General features: G+C 73.4%; 21 protein-coding genes and 2 tRNA genes. 8 read left to right on the top strand and 15 right to left on the bottom strand.

Going from position 1 to position 22,720, the window contains the following annotated elements; all coding sequences use genetic code 11:
- The first annotated feature begins 78 nt into the window (after nt 1–78).
- Nucleotides 79–1,353 carry an alpha-hydroxy-acid oxidizing protein gene (locus LPC08_RS02040; RefSeq protein ID WP_230451069.1) on the top strand — a complete coding sequence of 425 codons (1,275 nt, stop codon included), beginning with the start codon at nt 79–81 and terminating at the stop codon, nt 1,351–1,353.
- 105 nt (nt 1,354–1,458) lie between these two features.
- Complete coding sequence (gene cysE, locus LPC08_RS02035; protein WP_230451068.1) at nt 1,459–2,298, top strand: serine O-acetyltransferase; 840 nt, start codon at nt 1,459–1,461, stop codon at nt 2,296–2,298.
- A gap of 653 nt (nt 2,299–2,951) precedes the next feature.
- Here the strand turns inward: cysE and LPC08_RS02030 are convergent.
- The 4 genes from LPC08_RS02030 to LPC08_RS02015 form a co-directional block, all read right to left on the bottom strand.
- Complete coding sequence (locus LPC08_RS02030; RefSeq protein WP_230451067.1) at nt 2,952–3,620, bottom strand: hypothetical protein; 669 nt, start codon at nt 3,618–3,620, stop codon at nt 2,952–2,954.
- 11 nt (nt 3,621–3,631) lie between these two features.
- Nucleotides 3,632–4,315 (bottom strand): SDR family NAD(P)-dependent oxidoreductase, encoded by a 684-nt coding sequence (locus tag LPC08_RS02025; protein WP_230451066.1) that lies wholly within the window; start codon nt 4,313–4,315, stop codon nt 3,632–3,634.
- Nucleotides 4,312–5,286, bottom strand: coding sequence for an ABC transporter substrate-binding protein (locus tag LPC08_RS02020; protein WP_230451065.1), 975 nt, complete (start codon nt 5,284–5,286; stop codon nt 4,312–4,314). Before LPC08_RS02020 ends, LPC08_RS02025 begins: the two co-directional genes overlap by 4 nt.
- A 350-nt stretch (nt 5,287–5,636) precedes the next feature.
- On the bottom strand, nt 5,637–6,494 hold the full coding sequence (locus LPC08_RS02015) for an ABC transporter permease (RefSeq protein WP_230451064.1): 858 nt from the start codon (nt 6,492–6,494) through the stop codon (nt 5,637–5,639).
- A 50-nt stretch (nt 6,495–6,544) separates the two neighbouring features.
- Between LPC08_RS02015 and LPC08_RS02010 the strand changes: the two genes are divergently transcribed.
- The 4 genes from LPC08_RS02010 to LPC08_RS01995 all read left to right on the top strand — a co-directional run bounded on the left by LPC08_RS02010 (nt 6,545) and on the right by LPC08_RS01995 (nt 12,300).
- Nucleotides 6,545–7,345 (top strand): IclR family transcriptional regulator, encoded by an 801-nt coding sequence (locus tag LPC08_RS02010; protein ID WP_230451063.1) that lies wholly within the window; start codon nt 6,545–6,547, stop codon nt 7,343–7,345.
- Nucleotides 7,342–8,121, top strand: a complete 780-nt coding sequence (locus LPC08_RS02005) for an ABC transporter ATP-binding protein (protein ID WP_230451062.1) — start codon at nt 7,342–7,344, stop codon at nt 8,119–8,121. The genes LPC08_RS02010 and LPC08_RS02005 overlap by 4 nt, the downstream gene beginning before the upstream one ends.
- Nucleotides 8,118–8,666, top strand: coding sequence for a phosphoheptose isomerase family protein (locus LPC08_RS02000; RefSeq protein ID WP_230451061.1), 549 nt, complete (start codon nt 8,118–8,120; stop codon nt 8,664–8,666). The genes LPC08_RS02005 and LPC08_RS02000 overlap by 4 nt, the downstream gene beginning before the upstream one ends.
- Before the next feature lie 148 nt (nt 8,667–8,814).
- Nucleotides 8,815–12,300: a transglutaminase family protein gene (locus LPC08_RS01995; protein WP_230451060.1), complete on the top strand. Its 3,486-nt coding sequence runs from the start codon at nt 8,815–8,817 to the stop codon at nt 12,298–12,300.
- Nucleotides 12,301–12,817: 517 nt separating this feature from the next.
- On the opposite strand, the gene LPC08_RS01990 is transcribed toward LPC08_RS01995, so the two are convergent.
- The 3 genes from LPC08_RS01990 to LPC08_RS01980 all read right to left on the bottom strand — a co-directional run bounded on the left by LPC08_RS01990 (nt 12,818) and on the right by LPC08_RS01980 (nt 14,599).
- The gene (locus LPC08_RS01990; RefSeq protein WP_230451059.1) at nt 12,818–13,579 is read right to left on the bottom strand and encodes a competence/damage-inducible protein A; all 762 of its coding nucleotides are present in this window, start codon (nt 13,577–13,579) and stop codon (nt 12,818–12,820) included.
- Between the two features lie 54 nt (nt 13,580–13,633).
- Nucleotides 13,634–14,419 (bottom strand): glucose 1-dehydrogenase, encoded by a 786-nt coding sequence (locus LPC08_RS01985; RefSeq protein WP_230451058.1) that lies wholly within the window; start codon nt 14,417–14,419, stop codon nt 13,634–13,636.
- Nucleotides 14,420–14,524: 105 nt separating this feature from the next.
- A tRNA-Val gene (locus tag LPC08_RS01980) sits at nt 14,525–14,599 on the bottom strand.
- 166 nt (nt 14,600–14,765) lie between these two features.
- On the opposite strand from LPC08_RS01980, the gene LPC08_RS01975 reads away from it, so the two are divergent.
- Complete coding sequence (locus LPC08_RS01975) at nt 14,766–14,996, top strand: hypothetical protein (RefSeq protein ID WP_230451057.1); 231 nt, start codon at nt 14,766–14,768, stop codon at nt 14,994–14,996.
- 1 nt (nt 14,997) lies between these two features.
- On the opposite strand, the gene LPC08_RS01970 is transcribed toward LPC08_RS01975, so the two are convergent.
- The 8 genes from LPC08_RS01970 to LPC08_RS01935 all read right to left on the bottom strand — a co-directional run bounded on the left by LPC08_RS01970 (nt 14,998) and on the right by LPC08_RS01935 (nt 21,537).
- Nucleotides 14,998–15,780, bottom strand: coding sequence for a Hint domain-containing protein (locus LPC08_RS01970; RefSeq protein WP_230451056.1), 783 nt, complete (start codon nt 15,778–15,780; stop codon nt 14,998–15,000).
- A gap of 485 nt (nt 15,781–16,265) precedes the next feature.
- Nucleotides 16,266–16,340 (bottom strand) — tRNA-Met (locus LPC08_RS01965).
- 19 nt (nt 16,341–16,359) lie between these two features.
- Complete coding sequence (gene mnmA, locus LPC08_RS01960; RefSeq protein WP_230451055.1) at nt 16,360–17,475, bottom strand: tRNA 2-thiouridine(34) synthase MnmA; 1,116 nt, start codon at nt 17,473–17,475, stop codon at nt 16,360–16,362.
- 208 nt (nt 17,476–17,683) lie between these two features.
- On the bottom strand, nt 17,684–18,373 hold the full coding sequence (gene tenA / locus LPC08_RS01955; protein WP_230451054.1) for a thiaminase II: 690 nt from the start codon (nt 18,371–18,373) through the stop codon (nt 17,684–17,686).
- On the bottom strand, nt 18,366–18,695 hold the full coding sequence (locus LPC08_RS01950; RefSeq protein WP_230451053.1) for a ferredoxin family 2Fe-2S iron-sulfur cluster binding protein: 330 nt from the start codon (nt 18,693–18,695) through the stop codon (nt 18,366–18,368). The genes tenA and LPC08_RS01950 overlap by 8 nt, the downstream gene beginning before the upstream one ends.
- An 8-nt stretch (nt 18,696–18,703) precedes the next feature.
- Nucleotides 18,704–19,915, bottom strand: a complete 1,212-nt coding sequence (locus LPC08_RS01945; protein ID WP_230451052.1) for a cysteine desulfurase family protein — start codon at nt 19,913–19,915, stop codon at nt 18,704–18,706.
- Nucleotides 19,912–21,018 (bottom strand): cysteine desulfurase family protein, encoded by a 1,107-nt coding sequence (locus LPC08_RS01940; RefSeq protein WP_230451051.1) that lies wholly within the window; start codon nt 21,016–21,018, stop codon nt 19,912–19,914. The genes LPC08_RS01945 and LPC08_RS01940 overlap by 4 nt, the downstream gene beginning before the upstream one ends.
- 21 nt (nt 21,019–21,039) lie before the next feature.
- Nucleotides 21,040–21,537, bottom strand: coding sequence for an Rrf2 family transcriptional regulator (locus LPC08_RS01935; RefSeq protein ID WP_230451050.1), 498 nt, complete (start codon nt 21,535–21,537; stop codon nt 21,040–21,042).
- A 419-nt stretch (nt 21,538–21,956) separates the two neighbouring features.
- Here LPC08_RS01935 and LPC08_RS01930 point away from each other — a divergent pair, with 419 nt between their 5' ends.
- Nucleotides 21,957–22,625, top strand: a complete 669-nt coding sequence (locus LPC08_RS01930; protein WP_230451049.1) for an alpha/beta hydrolase — start codon at nt 21,957–21,959, stop codon at nt 22,623–22,625.
- Nucleotides 22,626–22,720: the final 95 nt, after the last annotated feature.

The raw sequence follows: 22,720 nt of genomic DNA, 5'->3' as shown, positions 1-22,720 counted from the left end.
GCGGGGCACGCTCGCCGCCCGGATGCCCGGGCCGGCGTTTCGGGCAGGGTGTCCCGGCACGGCAGGGGGGGTGAGGGCATGGGGGATTCCACGGGCGGCGGGCGCCGCCATCAGGCCGCGATCTACACCGCCGGCTTCGCCGGGCGGCGCCCCGCCGTGCCCGTGGCGCCGGAGGCGCTGGAGCGGGCGGCACTGGAACGGCTGGGGGCGCGGGCCGGGGCCTACGTCGCCGGCGGGGCGGGGATGGAGCGCACGATGGCGGCGAACCGGGCCGCCTTCGACCGCCACCGGCTGGTGCCGCGCGTGCTGCGCGACGTGTCCGCCCGCGACCTGTCGGTGGAGCTGTTCGGCCGCCGCCTGCCACTGCCCCTGCTGCTCGCGCCGATCGGCGTGCTGGAGATGGCGCACCGCCGGGCCGACCTGGCCGCCGCCCGGGCCGCGGCGGCGGAGGGGGTGCCCTTCGTCACCTCCAGCCAGGCCTCGCATCCGCTGGAGGCCATCGCCGCGGCCTGCGGCGACGGGCCGCGCTGGTTCCAGCTCTACTGGTCCGCGCGCGACGAGCTGGCGGCAAGCTTCCTGCGCCGGGCCGAGGCGGCGGGCTACGAGGCGGTGGTGGTCACGCTCGACACCACGCAGCTGGGCTGGCGGCCGCGCGACCTGGACCTCGGCTACCTGCCCTTCCTGCGCGGGCGGGGGCTGGCGAACTACCTCTCCGACCCCGTCTTCCGCGGCCTGCCCGACGACCGGGCCGCGGCCGGCGAGAAGCCGCCGCTCGGCCTCCTCTCGCTGCCGGCGATCGCCGAGCTGCTGCGCGCCTGGCCCGGCGGGCCGCTGGCGGCGCTGGGCCAGGCGCGGCAGGCGGTGGCGGCGGTGCGGCGCTTCATCGCCCTCTACTCCCGCCCCGACCTCACCTGGGACGACCTGCCGCGCCTGCGGCGCATGACCGGCCTGCCGATCCTGCTGAAGGGCATCCTGCATCCCGACGACGCCAGGCGGGCGCTGGAGGCGGGGATGGACGGGATCATCGTCTCCAACCATGGCGGGCGGCAGGTGGACGGGGCGGTGGCGGCGCTGGACGCCCTGCCGGCGGTCACGGCGGCGGTCGCCGGCCGGGTGCCGGTGCTGTTCGACAGCGGCATCCGCACCGGGGCGGACGCGGCCAAGGCGCTGGCCCTGGGCGCCCGGGCGGTGCTGCTCGGGCGGCCCTATGCCTACGGGCTGGCGCTGGCAGGGGAGGCGGGCGTGCGCGCGGTGATCCGTCACCTGGCCGCCGAGCTGGACCTGACCCTGGCCCTGTGCGGGTGTCGCACGCCGGCGGAGCTGGACGCCTCGGCCCTCGCCCTGCCCCCGTGAGGCCGCGCGGCGGCCCGGCGCCGCGCGCGCTGGTTGCATCGGCCACACCCTGTTACGCGGGGCGGGAGCGCCTATCTACCGCATCCCACCGGAACGTCCCGCATCATGCCGTCACCCTGCCTTGCCCTGCTTCCCGGCGAACTGGACGAATCCTCCCCCGCGGCCGGACTCTGGGCCCGGCTGCGCCGGGAGGCGAAGGAGGCGATCGGCCGCGACGCGCTGCTGGCGCAGCCGCTGCACCGCGCGGTGCTGGGGCATGGCGGCTTCGCCCCGGCGCTGGGCTACCGCATCGCCCGCAAGCTGGGGGATGGCGACGTGGAGGCCGGGGTCCTGGCCGGGGTGATCTGCGAGGCCTTCGTGCAGGAGCCGGAGATCGTCGCCGCCGCCGCCGCCGACCTGCGCGCGGTGGAGGACCGCGACCCCGCCTGCCCGGACCTGCTGACCCCCTTCCTCTACTTCAAGGGCTACCAGGCGCTGCAGGCCTACCGCGTGTCCCACTGGTTGTGGCACCAGGGCCGGATGCATCTGGCGCGCCACCTGCACTCGCGGGTCTCGGAATGTTTCGGCGTGGACATCCACCCGGCGGCCCGGCTCGGGCGCGGGATCATGCTGGACCATAGCACGGGCATCGTGATCGGCGAGACGGCGGTGGTGGAGGACGACGTCTCCATCCTCCAGGGCGTCACGCTGGGCGGCACGGGCAAGGAATGCGGCGACCGCCACCCCAAGATCCGCCGCGGCGTGCTGATCGGCGCCGGCGCCAAGATCCTGGGCAACATCGAGGTGGCAACGGGTGCCAAGGTCGGCGCCGGCTCCATCGTGCTGGAGGACGTGCCGCCCTATACCACCGTGGTCGGCGTGCCGGCGAAGCGGGTCGGCCGCCACAACTCCCTGCCCGCCCTCACCATGGACCAGAGCCTGCCGCGGCCCGAATTCTCGATCTGATCCGGGCGGCGGGCTGTCGCGCCCGGTGGCCCGACGGCGGACCGGGAGGGGACGCCGTCCCCTCCACGGACCCTCCCCTGCCGGGGCCACAAGCGGGCCCCGGTCCCCGCTGGGAGTCTGGTGCTTCCGGTGGGCGTCAGCCCGCGGGCTGAACCCTGACGGAGCGCGGACAGGCGGGACTCCGAAAAAGCTTCAAAGGCGTCAGCGAGTGCGGTGGCCGTACCCGCCGAGGAGCCACGCTCCTCGGCGCTGTGACCCCGTTGCAGGCTGTCCCGCGGCAGCGCCGATCGGGTCCAGGGCCCGCAGGGTCCTGGCGGAGTGGGGGTACGGGGGCGAGGCAGAGCCTTGCCCCCGGGCCGCGGGTGCAACGCCGGCAGACGTCAACGCATCACGCCGCGCGCATGATCCGGGACGGTGGGCTCCATCTGACCTTCGAGCGGTTCCCGGGGACTGGTGGCGCCCAACCGGCACCTTCGACGGCTCACGGAGGGGACAAGCGTCCCGCGCGGGTCGGCATGACCCTGCCGGGCGCACGGCTCGACGCCAGTCCTGCGCGCGAACCGACCTACCGTTCCAGCATCCGTGCGGCCGTATTCCGGTCCCTGTTCGCGGGCACCGGGAGTCTCGCGGACGCTTGGCGGGATGCGGGCCGGTCAGGGTGACCAGGCGGTCGTGGTCCGCAGGTATTCCAGCCGGTACACGCCCCGCGAGAAGGGGCCGCGCGCCCCGGCCGCGGCCAGCGCCTGGTCCGGCAGCAGCGCCTCCAGCGCGGCGGCGTCCAGCGCCTCGACCAGCACGAACCAGCGCGGCGGGGCGCCGATGTCGCTGCGCCCCTCCTGCTCGCGGGTGACGGTGCCCGACGCCTCGGCATCGGCGGCGGCCAGATGCGCGCCCGTCACGCGCGGCGCCCGCGCGGCCTCGCGCAGCAATGCCGTCAGTCCCTCGCGCGCGGAATCCTCCGCATCGAAGCGGAGGGTCAGGGCGATGCCGCCCATCCCCGGCCCCTCGCTGTGCAGCACGCGCGCGACGGCGCGGGAGGTGTCGCGGAAATGCGCCGTGGCGCGCCGGGTCCAGGGGGTCGGCGCGTCCAGCCGCTCGCGGTAGTCGCGGCCCTGGAGGACCTGGAGGGTGTCGGCCTCGTAGAGGGTGAAGTTCGCGGGGCGCGTGGCCGCGTCCCAGGCGGCGTAGCGCCGGCCGCGCCGGAAGCCCGGGATGCCGACGCGCTCCGGCACGTGCTCCAGCACATGCCAGGCATCGACCTCCGCCCGCCCCTCCGGCGCGACCCCGTTCCAGATCGCGACCACGCCCTCGCCGCACAGCATCCCCTGTCCCCTCAGTACGTCGCCCGCCCGCCGGACAGGTCGAACACCGCCCCGGTGGAGAAGGAACAGGCCGGCGAGGCCAGCCAGGCCACCATCTCCGCCACCTCCGACACCTGGCCGAAGCGCCCCATTGGGATGCGCGACCGCAGGTCGGCGGCGCGCTCCGGGGTGATCTCGGCCAGCATGTCCGTCTCGATCACTGTGGGGGTGACGGCGTTGGCGAGGATGCCCTCCCGCGCCAGCTCCTTCCCCACGGACTTCACCAGCGCGATCAGCCCGGCCTTGGAGGCGGCATAGGCCCCGGCCAGCGCCGTGCCCTCCTTGGCCTGGACCGAGGCGATGGCCACGATCCGTCCCGCGCGCCGCTCCGCCGGCACCGCCAGCATGCGCGGCACCACGGCGCGCAGGGTCGCCTGCGCCCCCAGCAGGTTCACCGCGACGACCCGGGCGAAATCCTCCGGCGCCACCTCCCAGGCGGGGGCGACCGGCCCCAGCACCCCGGCGCAGAGCACCAGCACGTCGACCGGCGGCAGCGCCGCGGCGGCGCGCGCCATCGCCGCCGCATCGGTCACGTCCACCGGCGGGTCGCCGCGGATGTCCCAGCCGGCGACCGTGCAGCCCTCCGCCCGCAGCCGGTCGGCGACGGCGGCGCCGATGCCGCGCGCCGCGCCGGTGACGATGGCGGTGCGGCTCACGCGGGGGCGAACTCGTTGGTGTAGAAGGCCTCCGCCGGCAGGTCGGTGCGCAGCTCCTGGAACTCCTTCATCAGCGCGAGCGTCTCCGACCAGTCCTCCGGCGCCATCGCGCCGATCGGCTTGTCCATGGCGCGGGCGCTGCGCATCAGCGTCATCCCCGCCTTGAGCTGCGCCAGCGACAGCGCCCGGTCGAAATCGGGCTTCACCTTCAGCAGCGCGTCGATCGCCGCCTCCGGCTCGCGCTCCGCCTGCTCGAAGGCGCGGCGCGTGGCGGCGACGAAGCGGCGCACCAGGTCGGGGTTGCGGGCCTGGGTCTCGCGCGTCGTGTGGATCGCCAGTCCCACGGTGTTCACGCCGTTGTCGGCGTAGAGCAGCGAGCGCACCGGGGTCCCGCGCTGCGGCAGCACCAGCGCCTGGTTCTCAAAGCCGCCGAGCAGCCCGACCGTGCGCCCCTCCAGCGTCGCCACCATCTTGCCGGCGCCGTCCACGCGCAGGAAGCGCACGTCGTCGGCCCCCATCTTGTTGGCGCGCAGCAGCGCCGGGAAGATCGTCAGCCCCGCCTCGCCCGTCGTCGCGGCGATGGTCTTGCCGCGCAGGTCGGCCATCACCCGGATGCCGGAATCCTCGCGCACGATCACGGCGAAGGGCGAGCGGTTCATGATCCCCATCACCGCCCGCAGCGGCGCGCCCCGCGCGGCGCCGGCGATGATCGAGGTGCCGTCCGACAGCCCGAAGGTGTCCGACCCGGCGGCGACGATCTGCACCGCCCGCGCCGAGCCCTGCCCCTCGCCGACCGTCAGATCCACCCCCGCCTCGCGGTACAGCCCGCGCTCCACGCCATAGAGGAAGGGCGCGTGGAAGCCGTAGAGCAGCCAGTTCAGCCGCAGGCTCGCCGCCTGCGGCGCCTGCGCCACCGCCGGGGCGGCCAGCGCCGCACCGCTTGCCGCCAGGAATTGCCGCCGCGTCGTCATGTCGTGTTCCCTCCCTTGCGTCGGTTCTCGTTCCCCGGGGGAAAGGCCCTGCCTTTCCCCCGATACCCCCTATCCGCCAGGAAACTGAGTTTCCTGGACCTTCCGTTCATCCGCGCGCTGCGTCGGGGTCGCGCCGAGGAGCCATGCTCCTCGGCGGGCCACGTCGCCACGCTCGCTGCTCTCGAAGACGCTGATTGGCGCCCCGCCTGTCCGCGCTCCCGCCGGGATCAGCCCGGAGGCAGGCCGCGTCCGCCCGAGCCAACGCCCAGCGGGGTCCGGGGCCAGCTTGTGGCCCCGGCGGAGGGGGTATCGGGGGAGGCGGCGCCTCCCCCGGGGGCCGGGCGCGACGCTCACAGCCCAGGCACCTCGCCCTCCGCCCGGCGGCGGGAGACGTGCCAGGGGATGGCGGCGCGCTCGGCCAGCTCGACGGCGCCGTAGAGGGCGAGGCCGAGGGCGGTGAGCACGGCGATGGCGGCGAAGGCCATCGGGGTGTCGAGATTGCCGTTGTATTCCAGCAGCAGGTAGCCGAGGCCGCGGTCGGAGGCGACGAACTCCGCCACCACCGCGGCGGTGGCGGCGAGCGCGGCCGCGACCTTCAGCCCGGCGAAGAGGGTGGGCAGGGCGGCCGGAAGCTGCACCATCCGGAAGGCGCGCCAGCGGGAGGCGCCCGAGGAGCGGAGCAGCTCCGCCACCTCCGGCTCCAGCGAGCGGAAGGCCTGGAGGGCGCTGACCACCACCGGGAAGAAGGAGAGCAGGAAGACCAGCAGCACCTTCGGCATCAGCCCGAAGCCGAACCAGATGATGAAGAGCGGCGCCACCGCGATCTTCGGCACGATCTGCAGGAAGACCAGCAGCGGATAGGCGACCTGCCGCGCGGCGTCGGAGAAGGCGATGGACAGCGCGATCGCCACCCCCGCCACCACGGCGACGGCATAGCCCAGCAGCATCGGCTGCACGGTGAAGGCCGCCGCCTCCAGCAGGGAGCGCCAGCGGCCCGAGGCGTCGATCAGCACGCGGCTGGGGGCGGGCAGGATGTATTCCGGGATGGCGAGGAGGCGGACCGCCGCCTCCCACACGAGCAGCAGCGCCAGGAAGGCCAGCGCCACGCGCGCGCTGCCGGCAAGGCGCCGGGAGCCCTGGGTTGCGCCGGGCCTCCGGGTCGCCCCGGTGCCGGCCGGCGTGCCGGCGAGCTGCTGCGCAGCGCCCATGATGCTGCCCCTTGACCGTTCCCTCGTTAACGGAACAGTGTTCCGTCAGGATGCGTCTCGTCAAGGGCCTGCTGGAACGCTGCGTCGAGGTGGTGGAGCTGCTCTCCGCCCATCCCGGCGGGCTGCGCCTCTCCGACCTCGCCCGGACGCTCGACATGCCCAAGGTCGCGGCGCACCGGCTGCTGACGGAACTCGCCCGGCTGGGCTGGGTGGAGCAGGCGGAGGGCGGCGCCTATCGCCTCGCGCACCGCCTGCCGCTGGTGACCCAGCGCGTGCTGCACGCCTCCGGCCTGCCGGACCTCTCGCGCGCGGTGCTGGACCGCATCGCCGCCGGCAGCCGGGAGCTGGCCCGCGCCGCGCTGGCCCTGCCGGACCGGCTGGTCTGGCTGGCTCAGGCCCAGGGCGCGCCGCCGGGGCTGATCTACCAGCCGGCGATGACGGACGACGTCTCGCCGCACGCCACCGCCAACGGCAAGGCCTGGCTCTCGACGCTGGAGCCCGGGGCGGCGCTCGCCATCGCCGGTCGCGCCGGGCTGGGGCTGGGCGGGCCGGGCCCGCGCGCCGTGGCGGATGCCGCCACCCTGGCGCGGGAGCTGGAGACGGTGCGGGCGCGCGGCTGGGCCCTGGCGGTCGAGGAGGCGGAGGCGGGCGTCGCCGCCCTGGCCGTGCCGGTGCGCGCGGGGCCGGGGCCGGCGGTGGCCACCCTCTCCATCGCCGGGCCGCTGGTGCGCCTGCCGCCCGCGCGCCATCCCGAGCTGGCGGCGCTGCTGCTCGCCGCCGCCACCGATCTCGGCCGCGCTTGGCCGGCGCCGCGACAGGACACGACGAGAACCGTGGAGGAAACCGCGTGAGTATCCGCCTGGAGGGCGTCTCGCGACGCTTCCACACGAGGTCCGGCGAGACGCTGGCCCTCGACTCCCTCGACCTCGATGTGCCGCAGGGGGAGTTCCTGGCCGTGGTCGGCCCCTCGGGCTGCGGCAAGTCCACCCTGCTGCGGCTGGTGGCGGGGCTGCTGCCCGCCTCCACCGGCCGGGTGGAGGTGCAGGGCCGGCCGGTGACGAAGCCGGTGACGGAGGTCGGCATCGTCTTCCAGCAGCCCGTGCTGCTGGAATGGCGCACCGTGCTCGGCAACGTGCTGTTCCAGGCAGGCATCCGCGGCCTGGACGAGGCGGCCCATCGCGACCGCGCCATGGCCCTGCTGCGCCAGGTGGGGCTGGCGGACTTCGCCGACCGCCACCCGCACGAGCTCTCGGGCGGCATGCGCCAGCGCGCCTCGATCGCCCGCGCCCTGCTGCACGACCCGCCGCTGATCCTGATGGACGAGCCCTTCGGCGCGCTGGACGCGCTGACGCGCGAGCAGATGCGGCTGGACCTGGAGGCGCTGTGGATGGCGGGGCGCAAGACCGTGCTGTTCATCACCCACAGCGTGGACGAGGCGGTGCTGCTGGCCGACCGGGTCGCGGTGATGTCGCCGCGCCCGGGCCGCATCGACCGGCTGCTGACCATCGACCTGCCCCGCCCGCGCGGCCTCGCCGCCCGCCGCGACCCGCGCTTCCTCGCCGCCGTGGAGGAGGTGACGGAGCTGTTCCTGGCGCGCGGGGTGCTGCACGGGGCGGCGGCCGCGTGAGCGATGTCGGCCCCTGGCTGGATGAGCTGCACGGCGTCTTCGCCCGCCTGCCGGCCGGGACGCTGGACGCCGCGGTGGAGGCCGTCGAGGCGGCGCCGCGCCTCCTCCTCTGGGGCGCCGGGCGGGCCGGGCTGGCGTTGCAGGCGCTGGCGATGCGGCTGCACCAGTCGGGCCGCGACGCGCACTGGCTGGGGGATGTGACCGTCCCGCCGCTGCGGCCGGGCGATCTGCTGCTGGTCAACGCCTCGCGCGGCGACCTGCCGCGGGCGGTGGCGCTGCTGCGCCAGGCCGGGCCGCTGGGCGTGCAGCGGGCCGTGCTGACCGCCGCGGCCGCCGGGCCGGCCCTGGATGCGGCCGACCTCGTTCTGCGCCTGCCGGCCCAGGCCTGGGAAGGCGACGGGGCGCCGGTGCCCTCCACGCTGCCGATGGGCGGGCAGTACGAGCTGGCGCTCTGGTTGTTCGGCGACCTGCTGATCCGGCGGCTAGCGGCGCGGGCCGGTCAGGAAATGTCCGGCCTGGCGGCGCGGCACGCGAATCTGGGCTGAACGGCGGCCACGCCGCCGCGGGGCAGCCTGCGGCGCCCCCGCCCGCGCCAGACGGGATGCAGCCGCGCCCACACGATGCGTGGACAAGCCGTGGTCGTTTCGATCAACTTGCGCCTTCCCCCCGAATTGCGCCCAAGAGCCCCGTCCCATGACGCTGCACGTCGCGCTGCACCACCGCACGACCTACAAGTACGACCGCCCGATCACCCTGGGGGCGCAGACGATCCGGCTGCGGCCGGCCCAGCACGCGCGGACGCCGATCGTCTCCTATGCGCTGAAGATCGAGCCCAGGCCGCACTTCATCAACTGGATGCAGGACCCCTCGGGGAACTTCCAGGCGCGGGTGGTCTTCCCGGAGCGGGTGACGCATTTCGACGTGACGGTGGACCTCGTGGCCGACATGGCCACGATCAACCCCTTCGACTTCTTCCTGGAGCCGGAGGCGGAGACCTTCCCCTTCGCCTATGACCCCGTCCTCGCCGAGGAGCTGGCGCCCTACCGCCGCTGCGAGACGCCGGGCCCGCTGCTCCAGGGGCTGATCGACGGGCTGCCCAAGGGGGAGCACCACACGGTCAACTTCCTGGTGGACCTCAACCGCCGGGTGCAGGAGCGGATCGCCTACATCGTCCGCATGGAGCCGGGCGTCTGGACCCCCGAGGAGACGCTGGGCCACGCCAAGGGCTCCTGCCGCGACAGCGCCTGGGTGCTGGTGCAGCTTCTCCGCAACCTGGGCTTCGCCGCGCGCTTCGTCTCGGGCTACCTGATCCAGCTCACCGCCGACGTGAAGCCGGTGACCGGGCCGGAGGGGCCGTCCGCCGACTTCACCGACCTGCACGCCTGGGCGGAGGTCTACCTCCCCGGCGCCGGCTGGGTCGGGCTCGACGCCACCTCCGGCCTGCTGACCGGCGAGGGCCACATCCCGCTGGCCGCGACCCCGGAGCCCTCCTCCGCCGCGCCGATCAGCGGGCTGCTGGAGAAGGCGGAGACCGAGTTCGGCTTCGAGATGTCGGTGACGCGCGTGGCGGAGACCCCGCGCACCACCCGGCCCTACGAGGAGCAGGACTGGCAGGACATCCTGGCCGCCGGCCGGGCGGTGGACGTCCGGCTGAACGCCGGCGACATGCGCCTGACCATGGGCGGCGAGCCGACCTTCATCGCCGCCGACGACATGGACGCGCCGGAATGGAACACGGACGCGCTGGGCCCGACCAAGCGCGCCTATGCCGGCCGCCTGATCCGCCGCCTGGCGAAGCTCTGGTCGCCGGGGATGGTCCTCCAGCACACGGTGGGCAAGCACTATCCGGGCGAGCAGCTGCCCCGCTGGGCGCTGCACTGCCACTGGCGCAAGGATGGCGAGCCGGTCTGGACCGACCATTCCCTCCTGGCCTCCGACGACGACCGCGACGACGCCACGGCCGAGGACGCCAAGCGCTTCGGCCGGGCGCTGGCGGAGCGGCTGCAGGTGGACCCCTCCCTGGTGCAGGGCGCCTACGAGGACATCCACTACTACCTCTGGCGGGAGCACCGCCTGCCGGCCAACGTCATCGTCGAGGACGCCAAGCTCAAGGACCCGCTGGAGCGCGACCGCCTCGCCCGCGTCTACGGCCAAGGGCTGAACGCCGAGGTCGGCAGCGTCCTGCCGATCCGGCGCATCTGGATGGACGGCGTCAAGCGCTGGCAGTCCGGCCGCTGGTTCATGCGCGGCGACCACATCTTCCTGGTGCCCGGCGACAGCGCCATCGGCTTCCGCCTGCCGCTGCAATCCCTCCCCTGGGTCAGCGACGGCAAGCGCCCGCTGGAGGTGGAGCGCGACCCCTTCGCCCCGCTCGGCGCCCTGCCGCCGCATCCGCGCCACGGCGCGCAGCCGGTGCGCCATGTGGGCACGGGCAATGCCGGCCCGGGCGCCGCGCCCTTCGGCCCGCTCGGCCAGCGGCTGCGGGAGGACGGGCCGGTGGACGGCCCCATGGCCGGCGAGCTGGGCCCGCTGCCCCTGACGCGCGGCGGCCTGCCCGGCAATGCCGGCGGGCACGGCCCGGCGATGGGCCTGGGCGTGGCGCAGGCCGGGCCCCGCTACACCCCGCCCGCCGCCGACTGGCGCCCCGAGGTGGACCGCGAGGAGCCGGACGTTGTCCGCACCGCGCTGACCGTCGAGGCCCGCAACGGCGTGCTGCACGTCTTCTTCCCGCCGCTCTACGAGGCGGAGGACTGGCTCGACCTCTGCGCCGCCATCGAGGACACGGCCGCCGAGTTCGGCCGCAAGGTCTTCCTGGAGGGCTACCCGCCGCCGCGTGACCCGCGCCTGCTCTCCTTCTCCGTCACCCCCGACCCGGGCGTGATCGAGGTGAACGTGCATCCGTCGTCGAGCTGGGGCGAGCATGTGGAGCGCTCCGAGCAGCTCTACGAGGAGGCGCGGCAGACCGGGCTGATCGCCGAGAAGTTCATGCTGGACGGCCGCCATGTCGGCACCGGCGGCGGCAACCACGTGGTGATGGGGGCGGCGCGCCCCTCCGACAGCCCCTTCCTGCGGCGGCCGGACCTGCTGAAGTCGATGGTCGGCTTCTGGCACAACCATCCGAGCCTCTCCTACCTGTTCAGCGGCCTGTTCATCGGCCCCTCCTCGCAGCACCCGCGCGTGGACGAGGCCCGTGGCGACAGCGTGAACGAGCTGGAGATCGCCTTCGCCGAGGTGTCGAAGGACCGCCCTACCCCGCCCTGGCTGACCGACCGGCTGTTCCGCAACATCCTCGCGGACATGACGGGCAACACCCACCGCACCGAGTTCTGCATCGACAAGATGTACGCGCCCGAGAGCAGCTCGGGCCGGCTCGGCCTGGTGGAGTACCGCGCGCTGGAGATGCCACCGCACCACCAGATGGCGACCGCGCAGACCCTGCTGACGCGCGCCTGCCTCGCCGCCTTCTGGGAGCGCCCCTACGAGCGCCGCCTGGTGCGCTGGGGCACCCGGCTGCACGACGACTTCATGCTGCCGCACTTCGTGGAGCAGGATTTCCGCGACGCGATCGAGGAGCTGAAGGGGCTGGGCGCGCCGCTCGACGCCGACTGGTTCCGCCCGCACCTGGAGTTCCGCTTCCCCAAGTTCGGCGACGTGACCGTGATGGGCGCGAATGTCGAGCTGCGCCACGCGCTGGAGCCCTGGCACACCCTGGCCGAGGAGCCGGGGATCGGCGGCACGGTCCGCTACGTCGACAGCTCGGCCGAGCGGGTGCAGACCAAGGTCAGCGGCTGGGTGGACGAGCGCTACGTCCTCGCCTGCAACGGCCGCGCCATCCCGCTGACGGCGACGCAGCGCCAGGGCGAGTACGTGGGCGGCGTGCGCTTCAAGGCGTGGAACCCGCCATCGTCGCTGCATCCCACCGTGGGCGTGCAGACGCCGCTGGTCTTCGACGTCTACGACCGCTGGACGGGGCGCTCGCTGGGCGGGATGACCTATCACGTCTCCCACCCCGGCGGCCGCAACTACGAGACCCGGCCGGTCAACGCCAACGAGGCGGAGGCGCGCCGCCGCATCCGCTTCCTGCCCTTCGGCCATACCACCGGGCCGATGACGGAACCGCCGCTCTCCGTGTCGCTGGACCAGCCGCGCACGCTGGACCTGCGCCGGCCAGTGCGGTGAGCCCCCGGGGAGAAGGCTTCGCCGCCTCCCCGTCACCTCTCATGACCACGACAGGATGATCTGACCTGTCGTGCTGTCGTGTTCCGGCGGTGGACCGGGAGGGGACGCTGTCCCCTCCCAGACCCTCCCCTGCCGGGGCCACAAGCGGGCCCCGGTCCCCGCTGGGAATTGGCTCTACGCGGCTGCCGTCAGCCTGCGGTCTGAACCCTGACAGAGCGCGGACAGGCGGGACTCCCAAAAAGCTTCAAAGGCGTCCGCGAGGGCGGCGGCCGTACCCGCCGAGGAGCATAGCTCCTCGGCGCCTCGACCCCGTCTTAAGCTGTCCCGCGGCAGCGCTGATCGGGTCCAGGGCCCGCAGGGTCCTGGCGGAGTGGGGGTACGGGGGCGAGGCAGAGCCTTGCCCCCGGGCCACGGGCACCCCGCCGTCCGCATCATCCGCGCGGGGCGATCGTGACCGCGATGCGGGCCTCGGAAGGGAGGGCGCGGCCGCCCCACGTCCGGGATGCCGCCCCTGGGTTCAGCCTGGCTCGCCCGGCACCGGCTCCAGCCCCATGGAGCGGATGAGCGTGCTCATCTCCGCTGCCGCGGCCTCGGCACGGGCGGGATCGGTGCCCTTCGCCACCAGGGCCACGCCGTTCCCCTCCGGGCGGTAGTAGGGGTAGGAGCCGATATCGAGATCCGGGAAGCGCGCCTGGATCGCGCCCAGCCCGGCGGCGATCGTTCCTTCCAGCAGCCCTGTCGCATGCACCGCGCGCGACTGCACCGGCGTGCCGCCGACCAGCGAGGGCGCCAGCGCGTCGAACATCGCCTGCATGATGCGCGGCACGCCGGCCATGACGTGGACGTTGCCGATGACGAAGCCCGGCGCGATCGAGACGGGGTTGGGAATCAGCGTCGCACCGCGCGGCATGGTGGCCATGCGCTGGCGCGCGGCGTTGAACTCGCTGCCCTGCTTCTCGTAGTGCGCCGCCATCAGCGCCCAGGCCTCGGGGTGGGGTTCCCAGGGCAGGCCGAAGGCGGCGGCGACGGATTCGGCGGTGATGTCGTCATGCGTCGGGCCGATGCCGCCGGTGGTGAAGACATAGGTGAAGCGCGGCCGCACCGCGTTCACCGTCTCCACGATCGTCTCCTGCACGTCCGGGATCACCCGCACCTCGCGCAGCGGGATGCCGAGTTCGCCCAGGCGGGTGGCGAGGAACTGCAGGTTGGCGTCGCGGGTGCGGCCCGAGAGGACCTCGTTGCCGATGATCAGCAGGCAGGCTGTGGGGTTTTCGGCCATGGCGGCGCGATACTGCGCGCACCCCGGCCCCGCGGGAAGGGCGCGGCCGGCGCGTCAGGATGCCCAGTTCTCCGCGAATTCCGGGTAAAGGGTCAGCCCGCCATCGGCGAAGAGCGTCTGGCCGGTGACATAGGCCGCATCATCCGAGGCGAGGAAGGCGAAGCAGCCCGCGATCTCCTCCGGCGTGGCGGGCCGGCGCATGGGGATGTGTCCCTCTACCCGGGCGCGGGCCGCGGGATCGCCGGTCCAGGCGGCGTTCATCGGCGTGACGGTCGCGCCCGGCGCGACGGCGTTGACCCGGATGCCGCGGCCGGCGAATTCCAGCGCCAGGGTGCGGGTGACGGCGCCCACGGCGGCCTTGCTGGCGGCGTAGCCCAGGTAGCCGGGCTTCGGGATCACCTCGTGGACGGAGGAGGTGTTCAGCACCACGCCGCCATCATGGCCGAGGAAATGCCGGATGGCGGCCTTGGCGCAGATCACGAGGCTCCGCAGGTTCACCGCCAGCACGGCGTCGAAGCCGGCCATGTCGCCCGCCTCGGATGGCTGCGGCACCTGGAAGCCGGCATTGTTGACCAGCACCTCGAGCCCGCCGAGCCGGGCGATCGCCTCGGCCACCAGCCTCTCGGCCGCCGCGCCATCGGCCAGGTCGGCGCCCAGGGCAAGATGCGGCCCCATCGGCACGGGCGGCAGCGAGGCCAGCGCCGCATCCAGCGCCTGACCGCCCTGGCGGTCGCTGACGGCCACCCGCGCGCCCTCGGCCGCGAAGCGCCGCGCGACGGCGAGTCCAATCCCCTGCGACGCCCCGGTGATCAGCACGCGCTTGCCCGCCAGACCGCGCATGGCATGTCCTCCCCTGCCGCGGGCGGAGGGTAGGCTGCATGGGTGCCGACCGGCAGGCGGCATCGTCGCCAAGTGAAGGGTACTGTCGGAGACAAGGGGGCGGGATGGTGGGCGCGACAGGGATTGAACCTGTGACCTTCCCCGTGTCAGGGGGACGCTCTCCCGCTGAGCTACGCGCCCAGGATAGCGGAACGGGCCGGTTTCTATGGGCTTTCCGGGGGCAAGGCAACCCCCGGGACGGCCGCACCGAACGATCCGCCCATAAGAAGCCTGCCTTGCAAGGTGCGGTGGAGGCCGCAGGCGCAAAGTACTTTGTTCTCTATTCGTTCATGTATACGCTGTGGCCATGCCCGATTCCGACCCTGTCGTCCCCGTCGAACTCGCCGACCTCGAGGAAGCCTTGCGCTTCGCGCTGGGCTGGGATGAGCGGGGCATGCCGCTGCCGGACAGCCTGCGAACGAACGGGGACTTCCTGGCCAAGCGCATCGCCACGCATCTGCGCCAGCGCCGCTTCGTGGTGATGCGGAGGCTTCCTTCGCCGGAAGGAAGCCTCCAGTACGGGATGGACCTCGACTAGCTCAGGCCGCCTGGGCGGGCGGCGCCAGTGCCGCGGCACGTTCCGCCAGGCGCGCGCGGAGCGTGGAGGAAAGCTGTCGGTACGACTTGGCACGCGGGAACGGCAGCTCTGTCAGCGTGGAGTCGCCCGGGTGCTCCGCCCAGTTGTCGAAGGACCGGCGGGAGGCGTTGTCGATGAAGGTCTCCGCCGCGACGCCTTCGGCCAGCAGCAGCGCGTGGTCGGCGAGTTCCACGTGATAGTAGGTGAAGCGCTCGGGCAGCGCCGTCTGCCGGGCGATGGTGGACCCGTTCACCAGGCTGCCGGCCTGGACCAGCACGCCGTCGAGCAGCAGCGCATGGTCGGTGGAGACGTACAGGTCGCGCTGCGGCAGGCCCTCGCCCAGCGCGCCGGCAGCGATGCGGATGGGCGCGACGCTCAGCGGATCGGCGAAGGTGGTGGAGACGGTCTGACGGCCGAGCCAGACGACGGGGGCGCTGTGGCCATCGTGGGTCAGGACGAGGTCGCCGGCCTGTAGTGTCTCGATCGGCCTGGGGCCTGTCGGCGTGGCCACCAGGGTGCCTGCCAGGAAGCAGACGGTCACGGGTTCGGTCGTGATGATCACAGTATCGCCGACGTTCAGGGTGACGTCGGTGAAGACCACTGTGCTGCCGAGAACATCCACGGCGATGCCACCTCCGGACGTCCCCAGGACGGTAGCGGGCACGCCCACGTCGGCCCCCAGGTTCACCGTGAGTGCATCACCGGGGTTGAGGGTCGTCAGGGTGCTGTCCAGAAGTTGTGTCACAGCTCCCGGCACAAGGGAGAAGTTCAGAACCACGCCATTGGAAGAGTCCAGCAGGTAGGCATTCGCGTAAGCGGCTGTCGGCACGTCCATTCTCCCTCATAAGTTACGGCACGAGACGCAGCGCATCTTCTTTTGGGCGGAGAATGAAATGCAAGGAGTGCGCATCCAGTCCCGAAATTTGAAAACCCTTGAGAATCAGATAGAAATCGCATGCGACAGCCGGTTGAGTACGGTCAGACATTCTCAACTTTATGTTATGTCTACCGACTTGTGACAGTGACTCAAATCCAAGTGACATACTTCCATGGATCCCCATCGACACTCTTCGATGTGGGTGAGAACCCGTTTGCTGTTCACGACCAGCAGGCAGCGCAACTCGGGCCCCGCCATGGGCAGGCCCGTAACGTCGGCTCGGCTTTGAGGGAGGGGATCGGTGTCCAACGCTCTGCGGAAGGAGCGCCAACGAATCCATGCCTTGAAATCGCTGGTAGCGGCGGGCGGATTTGAACCACCGACCAAGGGATTATGATTCCCCTGCTCTACCGCTGAGCTACGCCGCCATCCAGCGATGGCCGCGAGTTAGGCCGCCACGCCCTGGCTGTCAACGCCCCCGCGGGCGACGTTCGCCCGGCGCAGGAAGCCGCCACCCAGCACCCGCTCTCCGTCATAGAGCACCAGCGCCTGGCCCGGCGCCGTGACCACCGGCGTGTCCGGCACCACGCGCAGCAGCCCGGCCGCCGCATCCCATTGGGCCGTCAGCGGCTGCGGCACCTCGCGGGCGCGGAACTTGCCTTGGGCGGCGAAGCGGCCGCACGGCGGGTCGATCAGCCAGTTCACCTCGCCCGCCACCGCCTCGACCTGCGGCAGGGCGCTGCGCGGCCCCACCACCACGCGGCGGCGCGGGGCGTCGAGGGCCGCGACGAACATCGGCTCCTCGCCATCGCGGGAGGCCTCGCCCAGGCCCCGCCCCTGGCCCACCGTGTAGCGCCCCAGCCCGGCATGGCGCCCCAGCACGCGGCCGTCGAGGTGGACGATCTCGCCCGGCTCGGCCGTCTCCGGCCGCAGCTTCGCCACCGTCTCGTGGTAGCGGCCGGACGGGACGAAGCAGATGTCCTGGCTGTCCGGCTTCTCCGCGACCGCGAGGCCCAGCCGCGCCGCCTCCGCCCGCACGGCGGCCTTGTCGCGCATGGCGCCCAGCGGGAAGCGGGTGAAGGCGAGCTGCTCGCGCGTCGTGGCGAAGAGGAAGTAGGACTGGTCCCGCGCCGGATCGGCCGCGCGGCGCAGCTCCGGCCCCTCCGGCCCATCGACCCGCTGCGCGTAATGCCCGGTGGCCAGGGAATCGCAGCCCAGGTCGCGGGCCAGCTCGACCAGGTCCTGGAACTTCACCGTCTGGTTGCAGCGGACACAGGGGATGGGCGTCTCGCCCTTCGCATAGCTGCCGGCGAAGTCGTCGATCACCGCGGCACGGAAGCGCGCCTCGCGGTCCAGCACGTAGTGCGGGATGCCCAGCCGGTCGGCGACGTCGCGCGCGTCGTGGATATCCTGCCCGGCGCAGCAGGCGCCCTTGCGGCTGGTCGCGGCGCCGTGGTCGTAGAGCTGCAACGTGGCGCCGACCACCTCGTGCCCCGCCTCGTGCAGCAGCCCGGCGGCGACGCTGCTGTCCACGCCGCCGGACATGGCGACGAGAATCCTCATGGCGTCGAATCCGGGGGCGCGGAAGCCTCGGGGGAGTGAACTCCCCCGAATCCCCCTCCTTTCTTCAGGAGTCCGCGCCTGGCCGGACCTGCGCCCCACCCGCAGGCGCAGCCTGCGTGGCACGGGTGCTGCCCCTGACCCCAGGCGGACTCCCGAAAAAGGGAGGGGGGGCGGGGGAGGTCACTCCCCCGCATGCCACGCCCGGGCCTCATGCCGCCCGCAGCCCCATCTGCCAGAACTCCGCCTCCAGCCGGGACGCCTCGGCGAAGGCGCGGGCGAGGGATGGCAGCCGGGCCTCGCCGCCATGGGTCCTTCCCAGCGCGTCGAGCCGCGCGGCGGAGGCGGCGGCGACCTTCTGGTAGTCCTCGCCGGCATAGGAGGCGATCCAGGGCTCGTAGGGATTGCCGGATCGGTTGCGGGCGGGATGCGCCTCGATGCGCCGGGCGATCTCGCCATAGCCGACGGTGCAGGGGGCGAGCGCCACCTCCAGGTCGAGGATGTCGCCGGCCAGGCCGCGATCCAGCACCCAGCGGGTGTAGGAGACGGTCTCGGGCGCCTCGGGCTCGGCCAGGATGTCCGCCTCGGTCAGGCCCCAGGCGGCGCAGAACTGGATGTGCAGCTTGGTCTCGCCGATGATCGCCTGGACGGTGGCGCTCTTGGCGCGCATCGCCTCCAGGCTCTCGGCCTTCACCACCGCCAGCGCCTGGGCGCGGGCGAACTGGATCAGGAACAGGTAGTCCTGCACCAGGTAGCGGCGGAAGGCGGTAAGCGGCAGGGTGCCGTCCGCCAGGCCCTGGACGAAGGGGTGCCAGCAATAGGCCTCCCACTCCGCCGCGGCCGCGTGGCGCAGGGCGCGGAACAGCCCGCCCGGCGCGCCGTCGGGGGTGATCTCAGCCACCCGCGTTCTTGCTGCCGGCCGGCAGCTTGACCACGAGCCCGTCCAGCTTCTCCGTCATCACGATCTGGCAGCCGAGGCGGGAGGTCTCCTGCAGGTCGAAGGCGAGGTCGAGCATGTCCTCCTCATCCTCGGTCGGGTCGAGCAGGCGCGGGAACCAGTCCTCGTCCACGATCACGTGGCAGGTGGAGCAGGCGAGGCTGCCCTCGCAGGCGCCCTCGATATCCACGCCGTGGCGGTGCGCGATCTCCAGCACGGAGAGGCCCAGCGGGGCATCCACTTCCTTGCGCGTGCCGTCGCGCTCCACGAAGGTCATCTTCGGCATGCGCCGTTCTACTCCGCCGCCCTTACGGGTGTGATGGTGGTGGGTGTCCTGGTCCGGGTGGCCTCCCAGGCCCGCGCGAGCAGCGCCGCGGCCCGGTCCACATCCGCCGGACCCGTAAAGCGCCCGATCCCCACGCGCAAGGTCGCTCTCGCGGCCGCCTCCTCCAGCCCGATCGCGCGCAGCACATAGCTGGGCTCGACGCTGGCCGAGGAGCAGGCGGAGCCGGTGGAGACGCAGACCGCCGGCGCAGCGGCCATCAGCGCCTGGGCGTCCACCCCGCCGGGGAAGGTCAGGTTCAGGTTGCCGGCGACCCGGCGCTCCGCATGGCCGTTGAGGGCGATCCCCGGCACGGCGGCGGCCAGCGCGGACAGGAAGCGGTCGCGCTGCCCGGCGATGCGGCCGGTGTCCAGCGCGCCTTCCAGCCGGGCGATCCGGGCGGCCTCGCCGAAGCCCGCCACCAGCGGGGCGGCGAGCGTGCCGGAGCGCAGCCCGCGCTCCTGCCCGCCGCCGGAGAACAGGGGCGCCAGCCGGACGCGCGGCCGGCGGCGGACATAGAGGGCGCCGATCCCCTTGGGCCCGTACATCTTGTGCGCGGAGAGGGAGAGCAGGTCCGCCCCGATCGCCGCCACGTCGAGCGGGACGCGGCCCGCGGCCTGGGCGGCGTCGGTGTGGAACAGGGCGCCGGCGCCGTGCGCCAGGGCGGCCAGGGCCGGCAGGTCCTGGAGCACGCCGATCTCGTTGTTCGCCGCCATGACGCTGACCAGCAGGGTCGGCCGTTCCGCCAGGGCGGCGCGCAGCGTCTCCGGGTCCAGCAGCCCGTCGCGGCCGACCGGCAGGATCACCGGCTCGAACCCCTCGGCGGCGAGGTCGCGCACGCTCTCCAGCACGCATTTATGCTCGGTCGCCAGGGCGATCACCCGCCGCCGGTCGCTCCCCTGGGAGGCGGCGAAGCGCGCGGCGCCCTTGATCGCCAGGTTGTTGGACTCCGTGGCGCCGGAGGTCAGCACCACCTCCCGCGCCTCCGCCCCGATCAGCGCGGCGATCTCCTCCCGCGCGGCCTCGACGGCGGCCTCGGCGGCGCGGCCCATCGCGTGCTCGATGCTGGCGGGGTTGGCGATGTTGCCCTCCCACCAGGGGCGCATCGCCGCCAGCACCCGCGGGTCGGGCGGGGTGGTGGCATGGTTGTCCAGATAGATCGGGCGGCCGTCCGTCTCGCTCATGCCGCGAAGATGGGCCGGGCGGCGGCGCGGTTCGAGAGCCGTTCGCGCATGGCGGCATGGGCGGAGAGGAAACGCTCCGCCGCCTCCGCCGGGGCGTTCCAGGGCAGCGAGACGCGGATGGCGCAGCCGGCCGCCGCGCCCAGCCCCATCGCCTCCAGCACATGCGAGCGCGCCACCTTGCCGGAGGAGCAGGCCGATCCGGCTGAAACCCGCACGCCCGCGAGATCCAGCGCGATCACCTGGGTCTCCGACGGGATGCCGGGGAGGATGAGCGATGCCGTGTTGGGCAGGCGCGGTGCCCCGGCGCCGGCCACGGGCAGGCCGGCGCCCGCCTCGATGGCGTCGCGCAAGACGGCGAGGCGCGCGGCCCCGGGCGGGTCGGCGGCCTCGGCGGCGGCGCCCAGCCCGGCGATGGCGGGCAGCGGCTCCGTCCCGCCGCGCCGGCCGCGCTCCTGCCCGCCGCCGGGGATCAGCGCGGGGATCTCCAGCCCCGGCCGCAGCAGAAGGGCGCCCGCGCCCTTGGGGCCGCCGAGCTTGTGCCCAGAGACGGCCAGGCTGTCCGCGCCCAGCGCCGCCAGGGAGACGGGGATGCGCCCGCCGGACTGCGCCGCATCGACATGCAGCAGGGCACCATACTGTCGGCACAGCGCCGCCGCCTCGGCGACGGGGTGGACCACCCCCGTCTCGTTGTTGGCGTGCATCAGGCAGAGCAGCGCCGGCGGCCCGTCCGCCAGCGCCGCCGCCAGGGCGTCGAGGTCCAGCGCCCCGTCCGGCCGCACCGGCACGCGCGCGGCCCCCGGCGTGGCGGCCAGCACGGCAGGGTGTTCCGTGGCCCCGACCAGGACCCGCCGCCCCGCCCCCAGCCCCCGGATCGCCAGCGCATCCGCCTCCGTCCCGCCGGAGGTGAAGACGACGTCCTGCGGCCGCGCCCCGAAGCGCGCCGCCACCTGCGCCCGGGCGCGTTCCAGCAGTCGCCGCGCCGCCCGGCCCTCGGCATGGACGGAGGAGGGGTTGCCGGGGAGCTCCAGCGCCTCCAGCACCGCTGCCCGCGACTCGGGGCGCAACGGCTCGGTGGCATTAGCGTCGAGATAGAGGGTCAGCATCCTGCGCCGGGACCGTCGCCCCTAGCTCCGCGCCATGCGGGCCAGCCTGGCCGGGGCGCCGGCCGGGGAGGCAGCGCGGCCCAGGACGCGCCCCTCCACCACCTCGGCCAGGGTGACGCCGGCCAGGAACAGCCGGATCTGCTCGCCCAGCTCTGCCCAGAGGTCATGGGTGGCGCATTTCTGGCCACCCAGGCAGCCGGCGCCCCCCGCGTCGCAGCGGGTGGCCGCGATGGGCTCCTCCACCGCCTCGACGATCTCGCTGATGCGGATGGCGGCCGCCGGGCGGGCCAGGCGATAGCCGCCGCCCGGGCCGCGGGCCGAGGCGACCAGCCCGGCGCGGCGCAACCGGCCGAACAGCTGTTCCAGATAGGCGACGGACAGCATCTGGGCGGTGGCGATCTCGGCCAGGGTGATCGGCGCCTGACCGGCATCGGCGCAGCAGATGCCGGCCTCGCGGCGGCGGGAGGCCATTTCCGCCATCGCCATCACGGCGTAACGGGCGCGGGTGGAGAGGCGCATGGCGTCAGCTGTCCCTCAGGCCGGAACGGGGCGGCACGAAAGCGGGTCGTGCCGTTCCGCGAACGGAGCGGCCGGATGCGACAGAGCGGGGCGAGCGCCGTCCGGATGGTCGGACATGGGCGACATGCCATGATTCCATTATGAAAACCCGTTGCCGCGCCCTATATTGGCTTTGCCCCGGGCTTCGTAAGCCCTTCCCCGGGGCATCACGGCATGGTCGGACCCGATCCGTGGCATGGATACCTCCAGCGGCTGGCTGCGCGCCACGTCCAGGTCCATGGCCCGGCATCAGGGTCCGTGAAGACGACAAGTAGCGGCGTGACCTGCCCGTCCGGTGGGTGGCGCCGTGGCAGGGCTTTGGCTCGAGGTGTGCGGCGAACTTGTTCGCGCGCCTCCAAGGAAGCGGATGTAAGGGGACGATGCCCGAAGTGATGTTCGCCGGTCCCGACGGCCGGCTGGAGGGACGCTACCACCACGCCAAGACTGCCAATGCCCCCGTCGCCCTGATCCTCCACCCCCACCCGCTGCATGGCGGGACCATGAACAACCGGGTGGTCCATTCGCTCTACGGCCGCTTCCAGGCCATGGGCTTCTCGACCCTGCGCTTCAACTTCCGCGGCGTGGGCAAGAGCCAGGGGCGCTATGACGGCGGCATCGGCGAGATCTCGGACGCGACGGCGGCGCTCGATTTCCTCCAGGCGGTGAATCCCGGCGCCTCCATGCTCTGGGTCGCGGGCTACTCCTTCGGCGCCTATGTCGGCATGCAGGTGCTGATGCGGCGGCCGGAGATGGGCGGCTTCGTCTCCATCTCGGCGCCGGCCAGCCACTACGATTTCGGCTTCCTGGCGCCCTGCCCCTGCTCCGGCCTGATCCTGCACGGCGCCGATGACGAGCTGGTGCCGGAGCCCTCCGTCCGGAAGCTGGTGGACAAGCTGAACACCCAGAAGGGCGTGAAGATCGACTACCGCGTCATGGAAGGCGCGGGCCACGTCTATACCCCGGAGCAGGTGGAGAAGGTGGCCGACGCCACCCAGGACCATGTGATGACGGTGCTGAACCGCGCCCGCATGTCCATGGCCGCCGACTGATCCACGGGCCTGTCCCGACCCTCGGAGGGCGGCGCGCCGGAAGGCCGCCGCCCTTTTTTCTTCGCCCGGCTTTCCCTGGCCCCGGCGACGCCGGC

Origin of the sequence: Roseomonas sp. OT10 (assembly GCF_020991085.1) — a bacterium.
GTDB classification, from domain to species: Bacteria; Pseudomonadota; Alphaproteobacteria; order Acetobacterales; family Acetobacteraceae; genus Roseomonas; species Roseomonas cutis.
The sequence above is the reverse complement of the archived record's forward strand: the minus strand, read 5'-3'. Positions and strand labels throughout refer to the sequence as shown.